Annotated in this window: 15 protein-coding genes; 6 read left to right on the forward strand and 9 right to left on the reverse strand. The window is 64.3% G+C overall.

Translation table 11 applies throughout. From position 1 onward, the window contains the following. The first annotated feature begins 177 nt into the window (after nt 1-177). From galU to AC2FMM_RS17205, 3 genes are all read left to right on the forward strand, one after another. Nucleotides 178-1,071 (forward strand): UTP--glucose-1-phosphate uridylyltransferase GalU, encoded by an 894-nt coding sequence (gene galU / locus AC2FMM_RS17195; protein ID WP_496797232.1) that lies wholly within the window; start codon nt 178-180, stop codon nt 1,069-1,071. A gap of 72 nt (nt 1,072-1,143) precedes the next feature. Beyond that, nucleotides 1,144-2,580 carry a mannose-1-phosphate guanylyltransferase/mannose-6-phosphate isomerase gene (locus tag AC2FMM_RS17200; RefSeq protein ID WP_496797233.1) on the forward strand — a complete coding sequence of 479 codons (1,437 nt, stop codon included), beginning with the start codon at nt 1,144-1,146 and terminating at the stop codon, nt 2,578-2,580. Nucleotides 2,581-2,828: 248 nt separating this feature from the next. After that, complete coding sequence (locus AC2FMM_RS17205; protein ID WP_496797234.1) at nt 2,829-3,914, forward strand: DUF2793 domain-containing protein; 1,086 nt, start codon at nt 2,829-2,831, stop codon at nt 3,912-3,914. 33 nt (nt 3,915-3,947) lie between these two features. Here the strand turns inward: AC2FMM_RS17205 and fcl are convergent, their stop codons facing one another. Then, entirely contained in the window at nt 3,948-4,925 is a 978-nt protein-coding gene (gene fcl / locus AC2FMM_RS17210) for a GDP-L-fucose synthase (protein ID WP_496797235.1), read from the reverse strand. 10 nt (nt 4,926-4,935) lie between these two features. Next, on the reverse strand, nt 4,936-6,060 hold the full coding sequence (gene gmd / locus AC2FMM_RS17215; protein ID WP_496797236.1) for a GDP-mannose 4,6-dehydratase: 1,125 nt from the start codon (nt 6,058-6,060) through the stop codon (nt 4,936-4,938). Nucleotides 6,061-6,221: 161 nt separating this feature from the next. On the opposite strand from gmd, the gene AC2FMM_RS17220 reads away from it, so the two are divergent. Next, nucleotides 6,222-7,526: a UDP-glucose dehydrogenase family protein gene (locus AC2FMM_RS17220; protein ID WP_496681542.1), complete on the forward strand. Its 1,305-nt coding sequence runs from the start codon at nt 6,222-6,224 to the stop codon at nt 7,524-7,526. Between the two features lie 10 nt (nt 7,527-7,536). Here AC2FMM_RS17220 and AC2FMM_RS17225 read toward each other — a convergent pair whose 3' ends face one another. After that, nucleotides 7,537-8,625 carry a helix-turn-helix domain-containing protein gene (locus AC2FMM_RS17225; protein ID WP_496797237.1) on the reverse strand — a complete coding sequence of 363 codons (1,089 nt, stop codon included), beginning with the start codon at nt 8,623-8,625 and terminating at the stop codon, nt 7,537-7,539. Between the two features lie 142 nt (nt 8,626-8,767). Here AC2FMM_RS17225 and AC2FMM_RS17230 point away from each other — a divergent pair, with 142 nt between their 5' ends. After that, the gene (locus AC2FMM_RS17230; protein WP_496797238.1) at nt 8,768-9,784 is read left to right on the forward strand and encodes an Ldh family oxidoreductase; all 1,017 of its coding nucleotides are present in this window, start codon (nt 8,768-8,770) and stop codon (nt 9,782-9,784) included. Here AC2FMM_RS17230 and AC2FMM_RS17235 read toward each other — a convergent pair. The 6 genes from AC2FMM_RS17235 to AC2FMM_RS17260 form a co-directional block, all read right to left on the reverse strand. Continuing rightward, nucleotides 9,781-10,806, reverse strand: coding sequence for a trans-3-hydroxy-L-proline dehydratase (locus tag AC2FMM_RS17235; protein WP_496713344.1), 1,026 nt, complete (start codon nt 10,804-10,806; stop codon nt 9,781-9,783). The two genes, AC2FMM_RS17230 and AC2FMM_RS17235, sit on opposite strands and share 4 nt — an antisense overlap. A gap of 7 nt (nt 10,807-10,813) precedes the next feature. Next, nucleotides 10,814-12,052, reverse strand: coding sequence for an NAD(P)/FAD-dependent oxidoreductase (locus AC2FMM_RS17240; protein ID WP_496797239.1), 1,239 nt, complete (start codon nt 12,050-12,052; stop codon nt 10,814-10,816). A 15-nt stretch (nt 12,053-12,067) separates the two neighbouring features. Beyond that, on the reverse strand, nt 12,068-13,003 hold the full coding sequence (locus AC2FMM_RS17245) for a 4-hydroxyproline epimerase (protein ID WP_496797240.1): 936 nt from the start codon (nt 13,001-13,003) through the stop codon (nt 12,068-12,070). After that, on the reverse strand, nt 12,994-13,953 hold the full coding sequence (locus tag AC2FMM_RS17250; RefSeq protein ID WP_496713350.1) for a dihydrodipicolinate synthase family protein: 960 nt from the start codon (nt 13,951-13,953) through the stop codon (nt 12,994-12,996). The genes AC2FMM_RS17245 and AC2FMM_RS17250 overlap by 10 nt, the downstream gene beginning before the upstream one ends. A gap of 122 nt (nt 13,954-14,075) precedes the next feature. After that, nucleotides 14,076-15,134 carry an ABC transporter ATP-binding protein gene (locus AC2FMM_RS17255; RefSeq protein WP_496684531.1) on the reverse strand — a complete coding sequence of 353 codons (1,059 nt, stop codon included), beginning with the start codon at nt 15,132-15,134 and terminating at the stop codon, nt 14,076-14,078. Beyond that, entirely contained in the window at nt 15,131-15,925 is a 795-nt protein-coding gene (locus tag AC2FMM_RS17260) for an IclR family transcriptional regulator (protein WP_496797241.1), read from the reverse strand. Before AC2FMM_RS17260 ends, AC2FMM_RS17255 begins: the two co-directional genes overlap by 4 nt. Nucleotides 15,926-16,067: 142 nt before the next feature. Here AC2FMM_RS17260 and AC2FMM_RS17265 point away from each other — a divergent pair. Continuing rightward, nucleotides 16,068-17,113 (forward strand): ABC transporter substrate-binding protein (locus AC2FMM_RS17265; RefSeq protein WP_496797242.1); only part of this gene is annotated, 1,046 nt, incomplete at its 3' end.

A 17,113-nucleotide genomic window follows, 5' to 3' on the forward strand; every position in this document is an offset into this window, starting at 1 on the left:
TTTCACGGGTCGATCACACCTCTAAGGATGCTTTTGACACCGTTCATTTCAGATGGCACGGTTCGGAAAGTTTCCGCCGGGTCGCCCAAGTGTCATTGAATGCGCTGGCCTCCCGGCCTAAGAGGGAACCCCGGCGGCAGTTTGTTCGCCCGCAGCATATTTGATTTGTGAGGTATCATGTCACGAAAGGTCACCAAGGCGATTTTTCCGGTCGCGGGATTGGGGACCCGGTTTCTTCCCGCCACGAAATCGGTTCCGAAAGAAATCATGACGCTGGTTGACCGGCCATTAATACAATACGCCATCGACGAAGCCCGCGCGGCCGGGATCACGGAATTCATCTTCGTGACATCGCGCGGCAAGTCGGCGCTGGAAGACTATTTCGACCACAACCCCATTCTCGAGGAAGAGTTGCGGGCCAAGGGCAAAGACAAGCTGCTGAAAACGCTGGATGCGACCAACATGGAAAGCGGTGCGATCGCCTATATCCGCCAATACAAGGCCCTGGGCCTGGGCCACGCGGTCTGGTGCGCACGACGTTTGATCGGCGACGAACCTTTTGCCGTGATGCTGCCCGACGACGTCATCGCCGCCGAAAAGCCCTGTCTGCAACAAATGGTCGAAGCCTATGAAGAAACCGGCGGCAACATGGTCGCCACGATGGAGGTGGCGCCAGAGCGCACCAGCGCCTACGGCATTCTGGACGTGGCCGAAAACGCCGGCACGGTGGTCCGCGTGCGCGGAATGGTCGAGAAGCCCAAACCCGAAGAGGCGCCCTCGAACCTGGCGGTGATCGGACGCTACATCATGGGTCCTTCGGTGCTGTACAACCTCAACCACATGAAGAAAGGCAGCGGCGGTGAGATCCAGCTGACCGATGCCATCGCCGAGGACATTGGCAACGGCGTGCCGGTCTTCGGCTATCGGTTCAAGGGCCAGCGGTTCGATTGCGGCTCGAAGGCGGGGTTTCTGCAGGCGACGGTGTCCTTCGCGCTGGCCCGCGACGACCTGCGCGACGACTTGGCCCGATACCTGAACGATATCGTCGCCACAGGCAAAGCCGCGCAGTGATGCACCGCGCCATACCTAGCCGTCAAACGGTGTAACCACCCAAATCACATCAAAAAAAGAGTGTTTTTAAACATGAGCAACGTCCATCCCGTCATCTTGTGTGGAGGCTCCGGAACCCGGCTGTGGCCGTTGTCCCGCAAGAGCTATCCCAAGCAATTCGTGCCGCTGCTCGGTGAAACCAGCCTGTTGCAGGATTGCGCTGATCGGATGCGGGGTCCGGCCGAGGCACCTTTTTCCAAACCCCTGATTCTGACCAATGAGGCCTTCCGTTTTGTCGTCACCGAGCAGTTGGCCGCTGTCGGAATCGACCCCGGCCCAGTGCTGATCGAGCCCGAAGGACGCAACACGGCACCGGCTATTATGGCGGCGGCCCTGTACCTGCAACAGCAGGACCCGGACGCGCTGATGCTGGTGGCTCCGTCGGATCATGTCGTCCCGGACAAGGCCGCCTTCTACGCCGCCGTCGCAAAGGGCGTGCAAGCTGTCGCGCAAGACCGGCATCTGGTTACGTTCGGCATCACGCCGGACCGGCCCGAGACCGGCTATGGCTATCTGAAGCTCGCCACGACGCCGGACGCTTCGGGCAATGCCGTCCCGCTGGACCATTTCGTTGAAAAACCCGATCTCGAACGCGCCCGTCAGATGGTCGCCGACGGGAATTATCTGTGGAATTCCGGGATCTTCCTGTTCGCCGTCCGCGACATCATTTCCGCCTTCGAAGACCACGCGCCCGATCTGATCGACCCGGTTCGAGTCGCCGTTGAAAAGGCCAAGGCCGATCTGGGTTTCCTTCGGTTGGACCGCGACGCATGGGAGCCGATCGAAGACATCTCGATCGACTATGCCGTTATGGAACGGGCCGACAACCTGAGCGTTGTGCCCTTCGCAGGCGGCTGGTCGGATGTGGGCAGCTGGTCTGCCGTGCAGGAACTGAGCAACCCGTCCGAGGATGGCGTGGCAACCGCAGGCGAGGTGACGGCGATCGACTGTCGCAACGTTCTGATCCGGTCGGAATCGCCGGCCCAGGAAGTCGTGGCGATGGGACTTGAGAATATGATCGCCGTAGCCATGCCCGATGCTGTGCTGGTAGCCAGCATGGACAAGGCGCAGGACGTCAAGACAGCGGTCGCGGCCCTCAAGGCAAAGGGCTCCAAACAGGCTGAACAGCTGCCGGTGGACCATCGCCCGTGGGGCTGGTTCGAAAGCCTGGTCGTGGGCGACCGGTTCCAGGTCAAGCGGATCCATGTGCACCCCGGCGCCGCGCTGAGCCTGCAGTCGCACCACCATCGGGCCGAACATTGGATCGTCGTCGAAGGCACCGCAAAGGTTACGATCGACGACAAGGTGCAGTTGGTCAGCGAAAACGAGTCGGTCTATATCCCGCTGGGCGCCGTGCACCGGATGGAAAACCCCGGCAAGGTGCCGATGGTTCTGATCGAAGTTCAGACCGGAAGCTATCTGGGCGAGGATGACATCATCCGGTACGAGGATGTCTATGCCCGCAGCTGAGCATCCCGGCGGATGACCCCAGGGGCGGCCCCATGGCGGCCCCTTTTTTTGTGCGGCCAACAGAATCACCTTGATGCGTCGCCGCCCTTAGATGGCAACAAACCACACCATCGCCCCGATTTGTTTCGCCATTGGAAATCACCACTTTCGAATTCGTTTCCGTACCGTTCGCACGGGAAAGCGCGCCTTGACCACAGGCAGGGCAGAGTGACGCGCAAAGCACTCACTGACCCGACAGCCCAAGGAGGATGCCCGCCGTGTCACAAACCACTCCCCGCCTGAACCTGCCCTTTCTGCAACCGTCTCAGGCGCAAAAACATGTCACCCACAACGAGGCCCTGCGTGAGCTGGATCTGGTCGTGCAGCTCAGCGCGATTGCGCTGAACGAAAACACCCCGCCTGCGGTACCCACGCAGGGGGCGGTCTATGGATTGGGATCCGCGCCCACCGGCGCCTGGGCCGGGCACGCGGGCAAGCTGGCGGCCTGGCTGGACAATGGCTGGTATTTCGTGACCCCCAGAACCGGTTGGCGGATCTGGGATGAAACCGCCGGGCGGTTGAAGTCGTGGGACGGGAACGGCTGGATCGATCCGCCGGTCGAAACGTCCAACCTTGCGGGCATCGGTATCGCAACCGGCTATGACGGCACGAACCGTCTGTCGGTCCGCAGCCCGGCCACGCTGCTGACCCATGACGGGGCCGGGCATCAACTGAAGATCAACAAGGCCGCTGCATCCGACACTGCATCCCTGCTGTTTCAGTCCAACTGGACCGGCCACGCCGAGATGGGTCTGGCGGGAAACACCGACTTCTCGATCAAGGTGTCGCCGGATGGCGGCAGCTGGACCGAGGCACTTCGTTTGGACGCGGCCACGGGCACTGCGGCCGGGGCCGCAGTTCAGGCCAGCGCGACTGACGTAACCCCCGGCCGACTGATGCGGGCGGATTTTGGCTATGGGCCGGGCAACCTGCTGGGCGCAGTCAGCCAGTCCGGCGGCACACCGACCGGAGCGGTGATCGAACGCGGCGCCTCGGCTGACGGCGAATATGTCCGCTTTGCCGACGGCACCCAGATCTGCACAACAAGCCCTGCTGGGGTCGGCTGTATCGCCAATGCCGGCGCCCTATTTGCAAGCGCCACCCAAACCTGGACCTACCCGGTGCCCTTTGTCAGCGGCAGCACGCCTGCCGTCTCGGGCAGTGGCGGGGCCACGGGCCGGTTCCTCAGCCTTGGAGCCGCAACCGACAGTCAGGCCGACTGGCAGGTCTTGTCGACAATCTCGGACACAACGGCAATCGCGCCTGCACTGGTCGCAATCGGTCGGTGGATCTGACCTGCTCAGCCACCCGGCCTTCGGGCCGGGCCGCTACTTGGCGCGTAGGCCGTGCTCGGGCTGCTCAAGGAACCAGGCATAGGTCTGGCGAATGCCGTCCTCGAGCCCGATGCGCGCCGTCCAGCCCATCCTCGCCAGCCGCGAAACATCCATCAGCTTGCGCATCGTGCCGTCGGGTTTGCTGGGGTCCTGGGTGATCCTGCCCTGGAACCCCGTGACCTTGGCCACCAGCGCAGCCAGTTCCGCGATCGAGACGTCCTGCCCGCACCCGACATTGATGTGGCTCAGCATCGGCTGGGTGTTGGCCTCGTAGTCGGCTCGCGGCAAGTCCAGCACGAACAGCGACGCCTCGGCCATGTCATCGACATGCAGGAATTCGCGCCTGGGTTTGCCGGTGCCCCAGATCACCACCTCGTCCAGCCCGTCGCGCGCGGCTTCGTGAAACCGGCGGATCAGGGCGGGCAGAACGTGGCTGTTTTCAGGGTGAAAGTTGTCGCCCGGTCCGTACAGGTTCGTCGGCATGACCGATCGGTAGTCGACCCCGTGCTGGCGATTGTAGCTTTCGCACAGCTTGATCCCGGCGATCTTGGCAACGGCATAGGGCTCGTTCGTGGGTTCCAGCACACCGGTCAACAGCGCATCTTCGCGCATGGGCTGGGCGGCCTCGCGCGGGTAGATGCAAGAACTGCCCAATTGCAGCAGGCGCCGCACACCGGCGGCAAAGGCCTGATGGATCACGTTGCACTCGATCATCAGGTTGTCATAGATGAAATCCGCCGGATAGGAGTTGTTGGCGTGGATGCCGCCCACTTTGGCCGCGGCAAGGATCACCACATCGGGGCGTTCGGCCTGCATGAAGTCGCGCACCGCCGCCTGATCGGTCAGGTCCAGTTCTGCGTGGGTGCGCGTGATCAGCTGCAGGTCCTCGCCCTGGGCCTGACGCGCCTGAAGACGGCGCAGAATCGCGCCTCCGACCATGCCGCGATGTCCGGCGATATAGACCTTTTGCATTTTCGCCCCCTCAGCCGTTTTCAAGGCTGACCGGCAGTTCATAGCCATGCTCTTTCAACAGGGCGTGGCGTTTGGCCGTTCTCAGATCTTCCCGGACCATTTCGGCGCACATTTCCCGCGCCGTCAGTTCCGGCTCCCAGCCCAGTTTTTCCTTTGCCTTGGTCGGGTCGCCCAGCAGGGTGTCCACCTCGGCCGGGCGGAAATATTGCGGGTCGATGCGCATAATCACATCGCCCGGTTTCACAGCCGGAGCATCCTCGCCTTCGATCGCCGTCACCGTTGCAACCTCGCCGACGCCACTGCCGGAGAACTCGACCGAGATCCCTAGTTCGGCCGCCGACCATGCGATGAACTCGCGCACCGAATACTGCTTGCCGGTGGCGATCACGAAATCCTCGGGCTGATCCTGCTGCAGCATCATCCACTGCATGCGCACGTAGTCCTTGGCATGGCCCCAGTCGCGCAGACTGTCGATATTGCCCATGTACAAGCACTGTTCGAGCCCCTGGGCGATGTTGGCCAGACCGCGGGTGATCTTGCGGGTCACGAAGGTTTCGCCCCGGCGGGGGCTTTCGTGATTGAACAGGATCCCGTTGCAGGCATACATCCCATAGGCCTCGCGGTAGTTCACCGTGATCCAGTAGGAATACAGCTTGGCGACGGCATAAGGCGAACGGGGGTGAAACGGCGTGGTCTCGCGCTGCGGGATTTCCTGGACCAGCCCGTACAGCTCGGAGGTCGAAGCCTGATAGAAGCGCGTCTTTTTCTCGAGCCCCAGAAAGCGGATCGCCTCGAGCAGCCGCAGGGTACCGATTGCATCGACATCGGCGGTATATTCCGGCGCCTCGAAACTGACCGCCACATGCGATTGCGCACCTAGGTTGTAGACTTCGTCGGGTTGAACCTCTTGGATGATCCGGGTCAGGTTCGACGTGTCGCTGAGGTCACCATAGTGCAGGCGCAGTTTGGGGTTGGGCTCGTGCGGGTCTTGATAGATATGGTCGATCCGCTGCGTGTTGAACGAAGAGGCCCGCCGCTTGATTCCGTGAACTTCATACCCCTTGGCCAAAAGAAACTCTGCCAGGTAAGAACCGTCCTGTCCGGTGATCCCGGTAATCAGCGCCGTTTTCGTCATCGAATGCCTCAAAAATCCTAGGGGTATTTGGGTTTCGCTCCTAAAACAGCAAGACGAACCAGATTGCAAGCCGGTCCGGCAGACAGCCATTGAAACCGGCGGAAGATTCTCAGAATGTGTGCCCGCCCGCCACGGTGGGTACCAGAAAGGGATAGTGGACAATGCGTATTGCGATGATCGGCACCGGTTACGTAGGGCTGGTGTCGGGGGTGTGTTTCTCGGATTTCGGCCATGACGTGATCTGCGTGGACAAGGCCGAAGACAAGATTCGGATGCTACAGGCGGGTCAGGTTCCGATCTATGAGCCGGGGCTGGACATGCTAATGGCCAAGAACGTGGCCGCCGGACGGCTCAGCTTCACCTCCGATCTGGCCCGCGCGGTCGATGGGGCCGATGCGGTGTTCATCGCAGTTGGCACGCCGACCCGCCGCGGAGACGGGCATGCCGACCTGACCTATGTGATGGCCGCTGCCGACGAGATCGCCCGCGCCCTGACCGGCTATACCGTGGTCGTCACCAAATCGACCGTGCCCGTGGGCACCAACCGCAAGGTTCACGAGACCATTTCTGCCGCCAACCCCGAGGCCGATTTCGACGTCGCCTCGAACCCCGAATTTCTGCGCGAAGGCGCGGCCATCGACGATTTCATGCGTCCCGACCGGGTCGTGGTGGGCGTCGAGAGCGACCGCGCCGCTCAGGTGATGGCCGACATCTATCGCCCCCTGTACCTGCGGGACTTTCCGATCCTGACCACCGATCTGGAAAGCGCCGAGATGATCAAATACGCGGCCAATGCCTTTCTGGCGACCAAGATCACCTTCATCAACGAAATCGCCGGCCTGTGCGAGCGGGTCGGCGCCGACGTCAAGGAGGTGTCGCGGGGCATCGGTCTGGACGGGCGCATAGGCAACAAGTTCCTGCATGCCGGTCCCGGATATGGCGGGTCGTGCTTTCCCAAGGACACTGCCGCCCTGGCGCGGATCGGCCAGGATCACGCCTTTCCCATGCAGATCACCGAGACGGTCATGCGGGTGAATGACGAGGTCAAGAAGCGCATGATCGAAAAGATCCGCGACGCCTGCGGAGACAGCTTCAACGGCAAGACCATCGCGGTGCTGGGCGTGACCTTCAAGCCCAACACGGATGACATGCGCGATGCACCCTCGCTGACCATCGTACCGGCGCTGATCGGCGGCGGCGCTCAGGTGCGCGTGGTCGATCCGCAGGGCCGCGCCGAGGGCGAGGCCCTGCTGCCAGGCGTAGTATGGGAGGACGACCCCTATGCCGCCGTGCGCGATGCCGATGCAGTCGTGCTGCTGACCGAATGGAACGAGTTCCGCGCTCTGAACCTGTCCCAGATGGCCCGGGCGATGAAATCCCCGCGGATGGTCGATCTGCGCAACATCTACGCCCGCGAAATGGCGCTGAAATCGGGTTTCGACACCTATGTTGGCGTAGGCCGCTAGGCCCGCCGCATCACAGCGCCGCCGCCCAGACGCGGTACCGCCCCTGCCCAGTCACCTCGCGGATCAGCCCGCGGCTGGTGAACTTGTCGAGATTGCGCTGCACCGCCGCGCGCGAGGCCTGCGTCAGTTGCTCGGCCAGCGGCGCCGAAACCATGGGCCAGGCGGCCAGAACGTCGATCAGAACCGGCGGTGTCCGGCCGCTCAGATCATCGGTCGCGGCGCGAGCGCGCGACTCCCAGGCGCTGACGCGATCCAGGTGCAGCAGGGCGGCCAGCGCCGCCTGCCCCGCGCCGCGCACCCACGCGCCCAGCTTGTCTTCGGGCGCTCCTGCGCTGCGCAACGCCCCCGGCCCCGACAGCGCCAGCGGCATGAACAGCGCCCCGCCCCGCCCCATCGTGGCCGCGTGGCGAGCGGCGATGACAGCGGCCTCGGTGTCCTGACCCATCCCTTGCGACAGCGCGCGCCAAGCGTGAAAGGCGATGGCCGACTGGGTCACCGGGTGCAGATCGACGGCAGTGTCCATCACCTCGGCCAGATCGGCCACGGCCTCGGGCACCTCGTCGATGCCCTGCGCCATCCGGTCCAGAAACGCAGCCAGCCCGTGCTGCCAGCCCCCGTCGGACGGACCGGCCCCTGAGGTCAGCCGCCGCACCGCCCAGCCCGCCCGAAACAGGGCCTGTACGTCGTCGCCGGTGGCTCCGATGCGCAGCCCGGTCCACAGTGCCAGCCGGTCGACGCTGATCCGATCGCCGGTCCACCAACCCAGATCGGACACGTCCATCAGCGCCAGCCGATGCGTCCAGCCCGCCGGACCCGCCCGCAACCGTTCGTCCAACGCGCCGAAGGTCAGGGTCAACTCGGCCAGGTCCTGCGCCACGGCGTCCTGCGCCGCGCGCCACTCGCGCGGATCGAACAGCAGGCGCCGGTCCGCCCGGGGACCGGGCGGCAAAAGATCCTCGACGGCCGGGTCGCTGTCGGGGGGCAGAAACCACAGGTCCTCGTCTTCCGGGGGATCGACATCATAGATGCTGCGCGGGCTGGCAAAGGGCTCGTCCTCGTCGGGGTCGGGGGAATGCGGTCCTGACATCATGACCTGCATTCTTCGGCGATTTTCAACGCTTCACAAGAGGGCCGGCGGCATTTCCGCCCAGCGGTGCCGGTGCTGGCGGTTATCGGGTTGAACAGGTCCGAGCTTCCCCGTTACCCCTTGGGCGACCAAAATCAGCCCAAGGGGACAGAACATGAGCGAAACGGTAAGGCTGACGCCCGAGGAAATGACCGATCTGAGCCTGAAGGTCCTGACCCATGTGGGCTATGGTCCCGATCACGCGCAGGCGATTGCGCGGATGCTGACCACCTGCCAGATGGATGATTGCCAGTCGCACGGGTTGTTTCGCCTGTTCATGTGCGCCCAGACCATGCAGGCCGGCAAGATCGACGGCCATGCACAGCCCGAGGTCACCTCCTCGGACAATGCCATCGTGCGCGTCGACGCGCGGGGCGGCATGTCGTTGCTGGCATTCCAGACCGGCATGCCGCATCTGGTGGACAAGACTCGCACCCACGGGATCGCGGCCATGGCGATCAACCGCTGTTTTCATTTCTCGGCCCTGTGGCCCGAGGTCGAGGCCCTGTCGGCCGAGGGGCTTGCGGCCATGGCGATGGTGCCCAGCCATTCCTGGGTGGCCCCGGCCGGGGGCACGCGCGGCAGCCTGGGCACCAACCCGCTGGCCTTCAGCTGGCCCCGCAGGGGCAAGGACCCGTTCACCTTCGACTTCGCCACCAGCGCCTTCGCCCGCGGCGAGATCGAGCTGTACAAGCGCGCGGGCAAACCCCTGCCCGAAGGCGTGGCGATCGACAAGGACGGCAACCCCACGACCGACCCGCAAGCGGCGCTGGACGGCGCGATGCTGACCTTCGGCGGCTACAAGGGCTCGGCCCTGTCAATCATGATCGAGCTTCTGGCCGGCCCTCTCATCGACGACCTGACCAGCCTGGAGAGCATGGAATTCGCCCAAGGAACAGGCGGCGCGCCATACCACGGCGACATCATCATCGCCTTCGACCCCGACCAGTTCAGCGGCGGGCGGCGACAGGCCAACGACGCGCGGGCCGAGCGCCTGTTTGCCGATATCCTCGATCAGGGCGCGCGCCTGCCGTCGCAGCGCCGCTTTGCCGCCCGGGCGCGTAACACCGCCCGGGGATATGCCGAGATTCCGACGCAACTTTACCGCGACCTGCTGGCCCTTCTGGACTAGGCGCCCCAGGTGTCGCGCAGGCGGTAACCTTGCGGCCAGGGATCGTCCGGGTCCAGCATGTGCTGGTGGATGCCGGTGATCCATCCGCGACCCGAGATCTCGGGCAGGATGGCGGCGCGGTCGCCAACATGGGTTGTGCCCAGTATACGGCCGGTAAACCGCGAACCGATGATCGAGACGGCCTCGAAGCTCTGGCCCGGCCGCATCTGCCCCCGCGCGGCCATCAGCGCCATGCGGGCCGAAACGGCGGTGCCGGTGGGTGAGCGGTCGACCTTGCCGGGCTGGATTGCCACCGCGGATCGGCCGGTCAGGCCGGTTTCGGTTTCGGCCAACGGTCCGCAGAAGGCGCAGAACGAAATGTGGTCCCAATCCGGGATCTCGGGATGCGCAAAGCCCAGCTGCGCATTGGCGGCATAGGTAATCGCCACCCCCAAGCGGGCGATGTCGGCGGCCTCGTCCTCGGTTATGCGCAGCCCCAACGCTGCGGCGTCGACCACGACGAAACTGTCCCCGCCATAGGCGGTGTCCACCGTCAGGGTCCCCAGCCCTTCGACTTCGAGCGGCGCGGCGAGGCGGTCGGCAAAGCTGGGCAGGTTTTGCACGAAGATCCGTTCGGCCTTGCCGTTGCGGCATTCGGCCCGCACCCGCACCAGCCCGCCCGGCGCCTCGAGCGTCAGGTGGGTCTCCGGCTCGGTCATCGGCAGGATGCCCCCGTCCAGCAGCACTGTCGCCACGCAGATCGCGTTCGAGCCGGACATGGGCGGCGTGTCCTCGGGTTCCATGATGATGAAGGCGGCGTCGGCCTCGGGGTGTTTGGGCGGCACCAGCATGTTGACATGGCGGAACACTCCGCCGCGCGGCTCGTTCAGCACGAAGTTGCGCAGGGTCTGGTCGCGGGCGATGAAGCTGCGTTGCTCCCAGATCGTGTCGCCGGGCGGCGGGGCGACGCCGCCGACGATCACATCCCCCACCTCGCCCTCGGCATGGGCCGAGATCACGTGGATGGTCTTGCTGCTGCGCATCACCCGCTCAGAACCGGGTGGCGGCGAAGGGATCGACCGGGATGGCCGGGTCGGTGCCGTCGACCAGCGCGCCCACCAGTTCGGCGGTGCCGGCCGACTGGGTCAGGCCCAGATGGCCGTGCCCGAAGGCATAGACCAGGTGCCGCGATTTCGGAGACCGCCCGATCACCGGAATGCTGTCTGGCAGCGAGGGGCGGAATCCCATCCATTGCGTCCCGCCTTCGGTCTTCAACCCCGGCAGGAACTGGCGCGCCTTGTTCAACAGGGTATCGGCGCGTTTGAAATTGGGCGGCAGGTCAAGCCCGCCCAGTTCGACCGCACCACCGATGCGAACACCGCCGTTGATCTTGGTGGCCACGAAAGCATCCCGCGAGAACGCCAGGTGCAGCCGCAGGTCGAACGCGCCCGGCGGCAGGGTCGTGTTGTAGCCGCGCTCGGTCTCCAGCGGAATCCGGTCGCCCACCGTACGGGTCAGGTGGTGCGACCATGCGCCCGCGGCCACCACGACCTTGCTGGCATCCGCCGCCCCCTGATCGAAGCGCACCCAGACGCCCGTGTCCGACAGCTCCAGCGCGCGCACGGGGCGCGTCTCGATCACCCCGCCACGGTCGCGGAACACCTGCGCCAGATGCTCGACCCAGCGTTTGGGATCGACGGTATTCCACCAGTGCGGCGTGAACCCGGCATGGGTAAAACGCGGGCTGAGCCCGGGCTGGATCTCAGCGATCGCTTCGGGGCTTTCCAGCAAGTCGAAGGCGATGCCATGCTGGCGACGCAACTCCCACGTGGGCAAAGCGGCACGGAACTCGGCCGCGCTTTCGTACAACTGCAACTGCCCGTCACGCTGCATCATCGCCTCGCCACCCGTATCGGCGATCTGCCGTTCGGTCGCGGCCTGGCACAGGCGCATCAGGCTGGCCTGCGCGGCGACCAGCGCTTGATACCGGCTGGGGCGACTGGCCCGCCAGAACCGCCACATCCACGGCGCGATCTGCAGGGCATAAGCGGGCGGGATCGACAGCGGCCCCAACGGATCGAGCAGCCATTTTGGGGCCTTCTTCATGATCCCGGGGGTGGCCAACGGTTCGACTTCGGGGAAGGCGAACGCTCCGGCGTTACCCGCGGAACTGCCCGCGGCCACGCCTTCGCGGTCCAACACCTGCACGGCGTAACCCCGACGCTGCAGCTCAAGTGCCGCGCTGATGCCGACCACGCCGGCACCTATAACGATGACGTCTGTCTTCATGTGATCTCTATTTTTTCATGTGATCGCTATACCCGAACGGAATGCATCGGCGGGATCAAAAATCAAGCGGCTTTCGGCCATCACGAAAGCCTGACCGGTGATCGAGGGGATCACCCCGCCGTTCGGACCAGGCTGATAGGACAGCCGATAGGGGCTGCCGATGACGCTGGCCTGCACGATTTCTTCACCGGGCGCCAAGCGCCCGTCGGCCGACAGACACGCCAACCGCGCCGAACTGCCCGTGCCGCAGGGCGAGCGGTCATAGGCGTCATCGGGGCACAGAACGAAGTTTCGGCTGTGGACGTCGGGGGCCGGCGCGGCCTCCTGAAAAATCACATGGTCGATCGGCTCTCCGGCTTCGCCGCCGATACCCGCGGCATTGGCCGCACGGCGGATGGCGACGCCCAGGTCGGTCAGGGCTCGGATATTCGCGGGCTCGACCGGCACCGGGCTGGGATCGACGATGAAGAACCAGTTGCCGCCATAGGCGACGTCACCGGTCACCGTGCCGTGGCCCGGCACCTCGATCTCGACCGCGCGGGCCACGCGGCGGCTTTCGACATTCGTCACCGTCACCGTGTGCGCGTCGTGCAGCCGGACCGAGACCACCCCGGCCGGTGTCTCGATCCGATGCGTGCCAACCCCGATCCGGCCCAGATGCGCAAGCGTCACGGTCAGCCCGATCGTGCCGTGCCCGCACATGCCAAGCACCGCATCCGCGTCGAAATAGATCACCCCGGTCACGCAGTCCGGGTCGACCGGCGGCACCAGCAGCGCCCCCACCATCGCCGGCTGGCCGCGCGGCTCGCGCAGGACCGCGTGGTAGAAATCGGCGTGGTCGCGGGCCAGCCTCCCGGCCCGGTCGGCCAGCGGGCCGCTGCCCAGATCCGGCCCGCCCTCCAGGATCACCCGCGTGGGTTCGCCGCCGGTATGGCTGTCGATCACATGCATTCGGCGATCACCCCGCCCTGCCGCGACCAGTCCGCGAACCAGTTGCGGAACAGCGCATATTGTTGCTCGCAATAGCGGCGCTGCGCGTCGCTCAGCTCGTCGGTCTCGTTGAAATGCAGGCGGTATTCCTCTTCGCCGTTCAGCACCAGCAGGTATTTGTAGTACAGCACTAGGTCGGTGCCTTCGTCGAAACTGGACAGCACGCCAAGCGCCTCGTCCAGTTCGCGGGCGCGCAGGCGGGCCTCGGTATGGCCCTCGGCCGCCTTTTTCGACAGCGCCGCCAGCAACAGCGCCTCTTTCGGCAGCGCGGTGCCAATGCCGGTGATCGACCCGGTGGCCCCGCAGTTGACGAAGCCGTTGTAGACCTCGGTATCGACGCCGACCATCAGCGTCACCTCATCGTCGCGGCTGGTGATGTGCTCGGCCGCATAGCGCAGGTCGGCGCTGCCGCCGAATTCCTTGAAGCCCACCAGGTTGGGGTGTTCGGCCCGCAGCGCAAAGAACAGATCGGCGCGGGTGGCAAAGCCGTAGACCGGGCTGTTGTAGATAATCGCAGGCACGTCGGGCGCCGCCGACAGGATGGCCTTGAAATGGTTGCGCTGCGCCGCCAGCGAGCTGCCGCGCGACAGCACCCGCGGAATCACCATCAGCCCCACCGCACCGACTTTCTGCGCATGCGCCGCATGCGCCACCGCCGAGCGCGTGTTGATCGCCCCCGTGCCCACCACGACCGGAAGGCCCGCCTGCACCAGACGCTCGACACCTTCCATACGCTGGTCATCGGTCAGCAGCGGCCAGTCGCCCATCGACCCACAATAGACAACCGCGGACATCCCCGCCTCGATCATCTGCTGCCCTTTGCGAACCAGAGCGTCATAGTCAGGGGTTCGGTCGGCCTTGCACGGCGTCATCAAGGCCGGCATCGTGCCCGAGAAAACATTTGGTCGCATCGGCAGTCCTTTTCTTGCAGATCCTGCCTCTGCGTTAGCGGTTTTCGGGTTCGGAATCCACGGGAATCACAGCGCGCCCAGCCCCCGGCCCGGCGCGTGTGGACGTGGTTGTCGAGGACCGTTCAGCGCAGCCGCTGGCCGGTTTCGGAATCGAACAGCATTGCGCGTTCGGGCCGGACCGAAATCCCGATCCGCTCGCCCGTCTTGCTGCGCTGGTCGTCGCGCTCTTCGACGATCAACTTGTCACCATTTGGCGTCAGAAGATAGCTGTAGGACACGCCGCCTAGCGCCTCGGTCAGATCGACGGTGCAGCTGTCACCGGACCGATCGACGCCGATATGTTCCGGGCGGATCCCCAAGGTCACCTTCCTGGCATCAGCCGGCACCCCTTTTGTCACGGGAATCGTGTCCGTCAGGGCGGGATGGCGCACCGTTCCATCGACGACATCGCATTCCAGAAAGTTCATTGCGGGCGAGCCGATGAACCCCGCCACGAACCGGTTGTCGGGGTCGCGATACAGATCCATCGGAGCGCCGACCTGCTCGATCCGGCCATCGCGCAGCACGACGATCTTGTCGGCCATCGTCATCGCTTCGACCTGGTCGTGGGTGACGTAGATCATCGTCGCGCCGATCTCTTGGTGCAATCGAGCGATTTCGACCCGCATTTCTACGCGCAACTCGGCATCGAGGTTCGACAGCGGCTCGTCAAACAGGAAAACCTCGGGGCCGCGCACGATGGCCCGGCCGATGGCGACCCGCTGACGCTGCCCACCCGACAGGGCCTTGGGCTTGCGCTTGAGATACGGGTCCAGTTTGAGGATTTCTGACGCTTCGGCCACCTTCCGGTCGATCTCGGCCTTGGGCACGCCGTTCATGCGCAGGCCAAAGCCCATGTTCTCGGCCACGGTCATGTGCGGATACAAGGCATAGGTCTGGAACACCATCGCGACACCGCGCTTGGCCGGGTCCATGTGGGTCACGTCACGCTGACCGATGCGGATTTCGCCCTCGGTGGTTTCCTCCAGCCCGGCGATCATCCGCAACAGGGTGGATTTGCCACAGCCCGACGGCCCGACGAAAACGCAGAACTCTCCGTCCTCGATTTCCAGATCAATGCCGTGAATGACCTGGGTCTGGCCATACCGCTTGATTGCGCCCTTCAGGGTAACGCCTGTCATGATGCTTGCATCCTGTCCTTGCGGCCCTCGGGGAACCGCCATGCTTCGGCTTCGGCCCCGATCTGGTCGGCGGCACACCGCACCCGAGGGACCCATTTCTTCAACTGATCGAAATCCATGCGCTGGGTCGACCCGGTGATCGAGATCGCCCCCAGCATCCGTCCGCCCGATGTCAGAATCGGACAGGCCACGCAGATGATGCCGGGCTCGTGCTCTTCATCATCCATGGCAAAGCCCCGTTGGCGGATCCGGGCCAGATCGGCCCTCAATTCGGCCTCGGAGGTCAGCGTCCTGTCGGTGAAGCGGTGAAAGCTTTGCTGCGAAATCGCCTTGTCCAGCAGGTCGGCATCCAGATAGGCAAGCATCGCCTTGCCCACGCCGGTGCAATAGGCCGGGCCGACCTTTCCGGCTTCGGAATACATCTCGACCGGGTTCCTGGCGTTGCGCTTGTCCACGTAAAGAACCTGGCTGGAATCGAGCTGCGCCAAATGCACCGTTTCGCCAGTTTCCAGGCTCAGCGCATCCAGGATCGGCCGCGCGATCGGCGCGAGCGAGCTTTGCGTCCAGGCCGAATGCGCCAGCCGCACCAGCCGCAGCCCCGGTGAATAGGTCTGCCGGTCTGGGTCGTAAGACAACATGCCCTGATTGGTCAGCGACTGCAGAAACCGGTACAGCGACGCCTTGGGAAAGCTGCTGCTTTCCAGCAATTCGGCAAACCGCACAGGCCGGCCGAACGCCGCGACCTGCTCCAGCACGTCACATGCCTTGCCGATGGTTCCGTCACCTGCCACGGGTCTGATTTCTCCTCCACTTCCCCTAGCGGACGGGCCGCGAGGGTATTGACAAGCCTAGCCGATTCGATGTGTAGTTTTCAATATATAAAACTTGGTTTCACTATTTGGAACCGCAAAATGGAAGCTAAGGGAGGAAACCATGCATTCCATGTTCAAGCGCACTGCGGCGGCTCTGGCGGCCAGTGTGGCACTTGCAGCGCCCGTTTCGGCAGAACTGACCGGCGAGCTGCGAATCTTCCTCGACACATCGAATCCGGCGCCGCGTGCGACGATGGAAGCGATGATCGAGCGGTTCGCAGCACAGCACCCGGGTCTGGAGATCGAGACCACGGTCATCGACCGCGAGGCGTACAAGACCCAGATCCGCAACTTCCTGACGGCGGACACTCCCGACGTCGCGACCTGGTACGCGGCCAACCGCATGAAGCCTTATGTCGAGGCCGGACTGTTCGAAGATGTATCGGACCTGTGGGCCGAGCCGGAAATCGCCGAAAACTTGGCCTCGACCAAGGGCGCGATGACCATCGACGGCAAGCAGTGGGGCGTGCCCTACACCTACTATCAGTGGGGCGTCTACTACCGCAAAGACATCTTTGACGAGCTGGGCCTGTCCGAGCCGACCACTTGGGAAGAAGAACTGGCCAACTGCCAGAAGATCGTCGACTCGGGTCGCGCCTGCTATACCATCGGCACCAAGTTCCTGTGGACGGCTGGCGGCTGGTTCGACTACCTGAACATGCGCACCAACGGCTTCGACTTCCACCAGCAACTGGCCAATGGCGAAGTCAGCTGGGAAGACGACAGGGTCAAGCAGACCTTCGCCAACTGGAAGCAGCTGATCGACATGGGTGCGTTCATCGACAACCACCAGACCTACAGCTGGCAAGAGGCCCTGCCCTTCATGGTTCAGGGTGATGCAGCGGCCTATCTGATGGGCAACTTCGCGGTGGCTCCGCTGCGCGAGGCCGGTCTGACCGACGACCAGTTGGACTTCTACCAGTTCGTCGCGATCAACCCCGATGTCGAGCTGGCCGAAGATGCGCCGACCGACACGTTCCACATCCCGGCGAACGCGTCGAACAAGGAAGCGGCCCGCGAATTCCTGCGCTTCGTCGTCTCGGCCGAAGAGCAGACCATCATCAACAATGGCCAGAACCTGGGCCAGCTGCCGATCAACGCCAAATC

It is taken from the genome of Ruegeria sp. BHSC043 (assembly GCF_059612985.1).

Excerpts from the sequence above, each read along its gene's own strand:
- galU (WP_496797232.1), top strand. The coding sequence starts at position 178 with ATGTCACGAAAGGTCACCAAGGCGATTTTTCCGGTCGCGGGATTGGGG.
- AC2FMM_RS17200 (WP_496797233.1), top strand. The coding sequence starts at position 1,144 with ATGAGCAACGTCCATCCCGTCATCTTGTGTGGAGGCTCCGGAACCCGG.
- AC2FMM_RS17205 (WP_496797234.1), top strand. The coding sequence starts at position 2,829 with ATGCCCGCCGTGTCACAAACCACTCCCCGCCTGAACCTGCCCTTTCTG.
- fcl (WP_496797235.1), bottom strand. The coding sequence starts at position 4,925 with ATGCAAAAGGTCTATATCGCCGGACATCGCGGCATGGTCGGAGGCGCG.
- gmd (WP_496797236.1), bottom strand. The coding sequence starts at position 6,060 with ATGACGAAAACGGCGCTGATTACCGGGATCACCGGACAGGACGGTTCT.
- AC2FMM_RS17220 (WP_496681542.1), top strand. The coding sequence starts at position 6,222 with ATGCGTATTGCGATGATCGGCACCGGTTACGTAGGGCTGGTGTCGGGG.
- AC2FMM_RS17225 (WP_496797237.1), bottom strand. The coding sequence starts at position 8,625 with ATGCAGGTCATGATGTCAGGACCGCATTCCCCCGACCCCGACGAGGAC.
- AC2FMM_RS17230 (WP_496797238.1), top strand. The coding sequence starts at position 8,768 with ATGAGCGAAACGGTAAGGCTGACGCCCGAGGAAATGACCGATCTGAGC.
- AC2FMM_RS17235 (WP_496713344.1), bottom strand. The coding sequence starts at position 10,806 with ATGCGCAGCAGCAAGACCATCCACGTGATCTCGGCCCATGCCGAGGGC.
- AC2FMM_RS17240 (WP_496797239.1), bottom strand. The coding sequence starts at position 12,052 with ATGAAGACAGACGTCATCGTTATAGGTGCCGGCGTGGTCGGCATCAGC.
- AC2FMM_RS17245 (WP_496797240.1), bottom strand. The coding sequence starts at position 13,003 with ATGCATGTGATCGACAGCCATACCGGCGGCGAACCCACGCGGGTGATC.
- AC2FMM_RS17250 (WP_496713350.1), bottom strand. The coding sequence starts at position 13,953 with ATGCGACCAAATGTTTTCTCGGGCACGATGCCGGCCTTGATGACGCCG.
- AC2FMM_RS17255 (WP_496684531.1), bottom strand. The coding sequence starts at position 15,134 with ATGACAGGCGTTACCCTGAAGGGCGCAATCAAGCGGTATGGCCAGACC.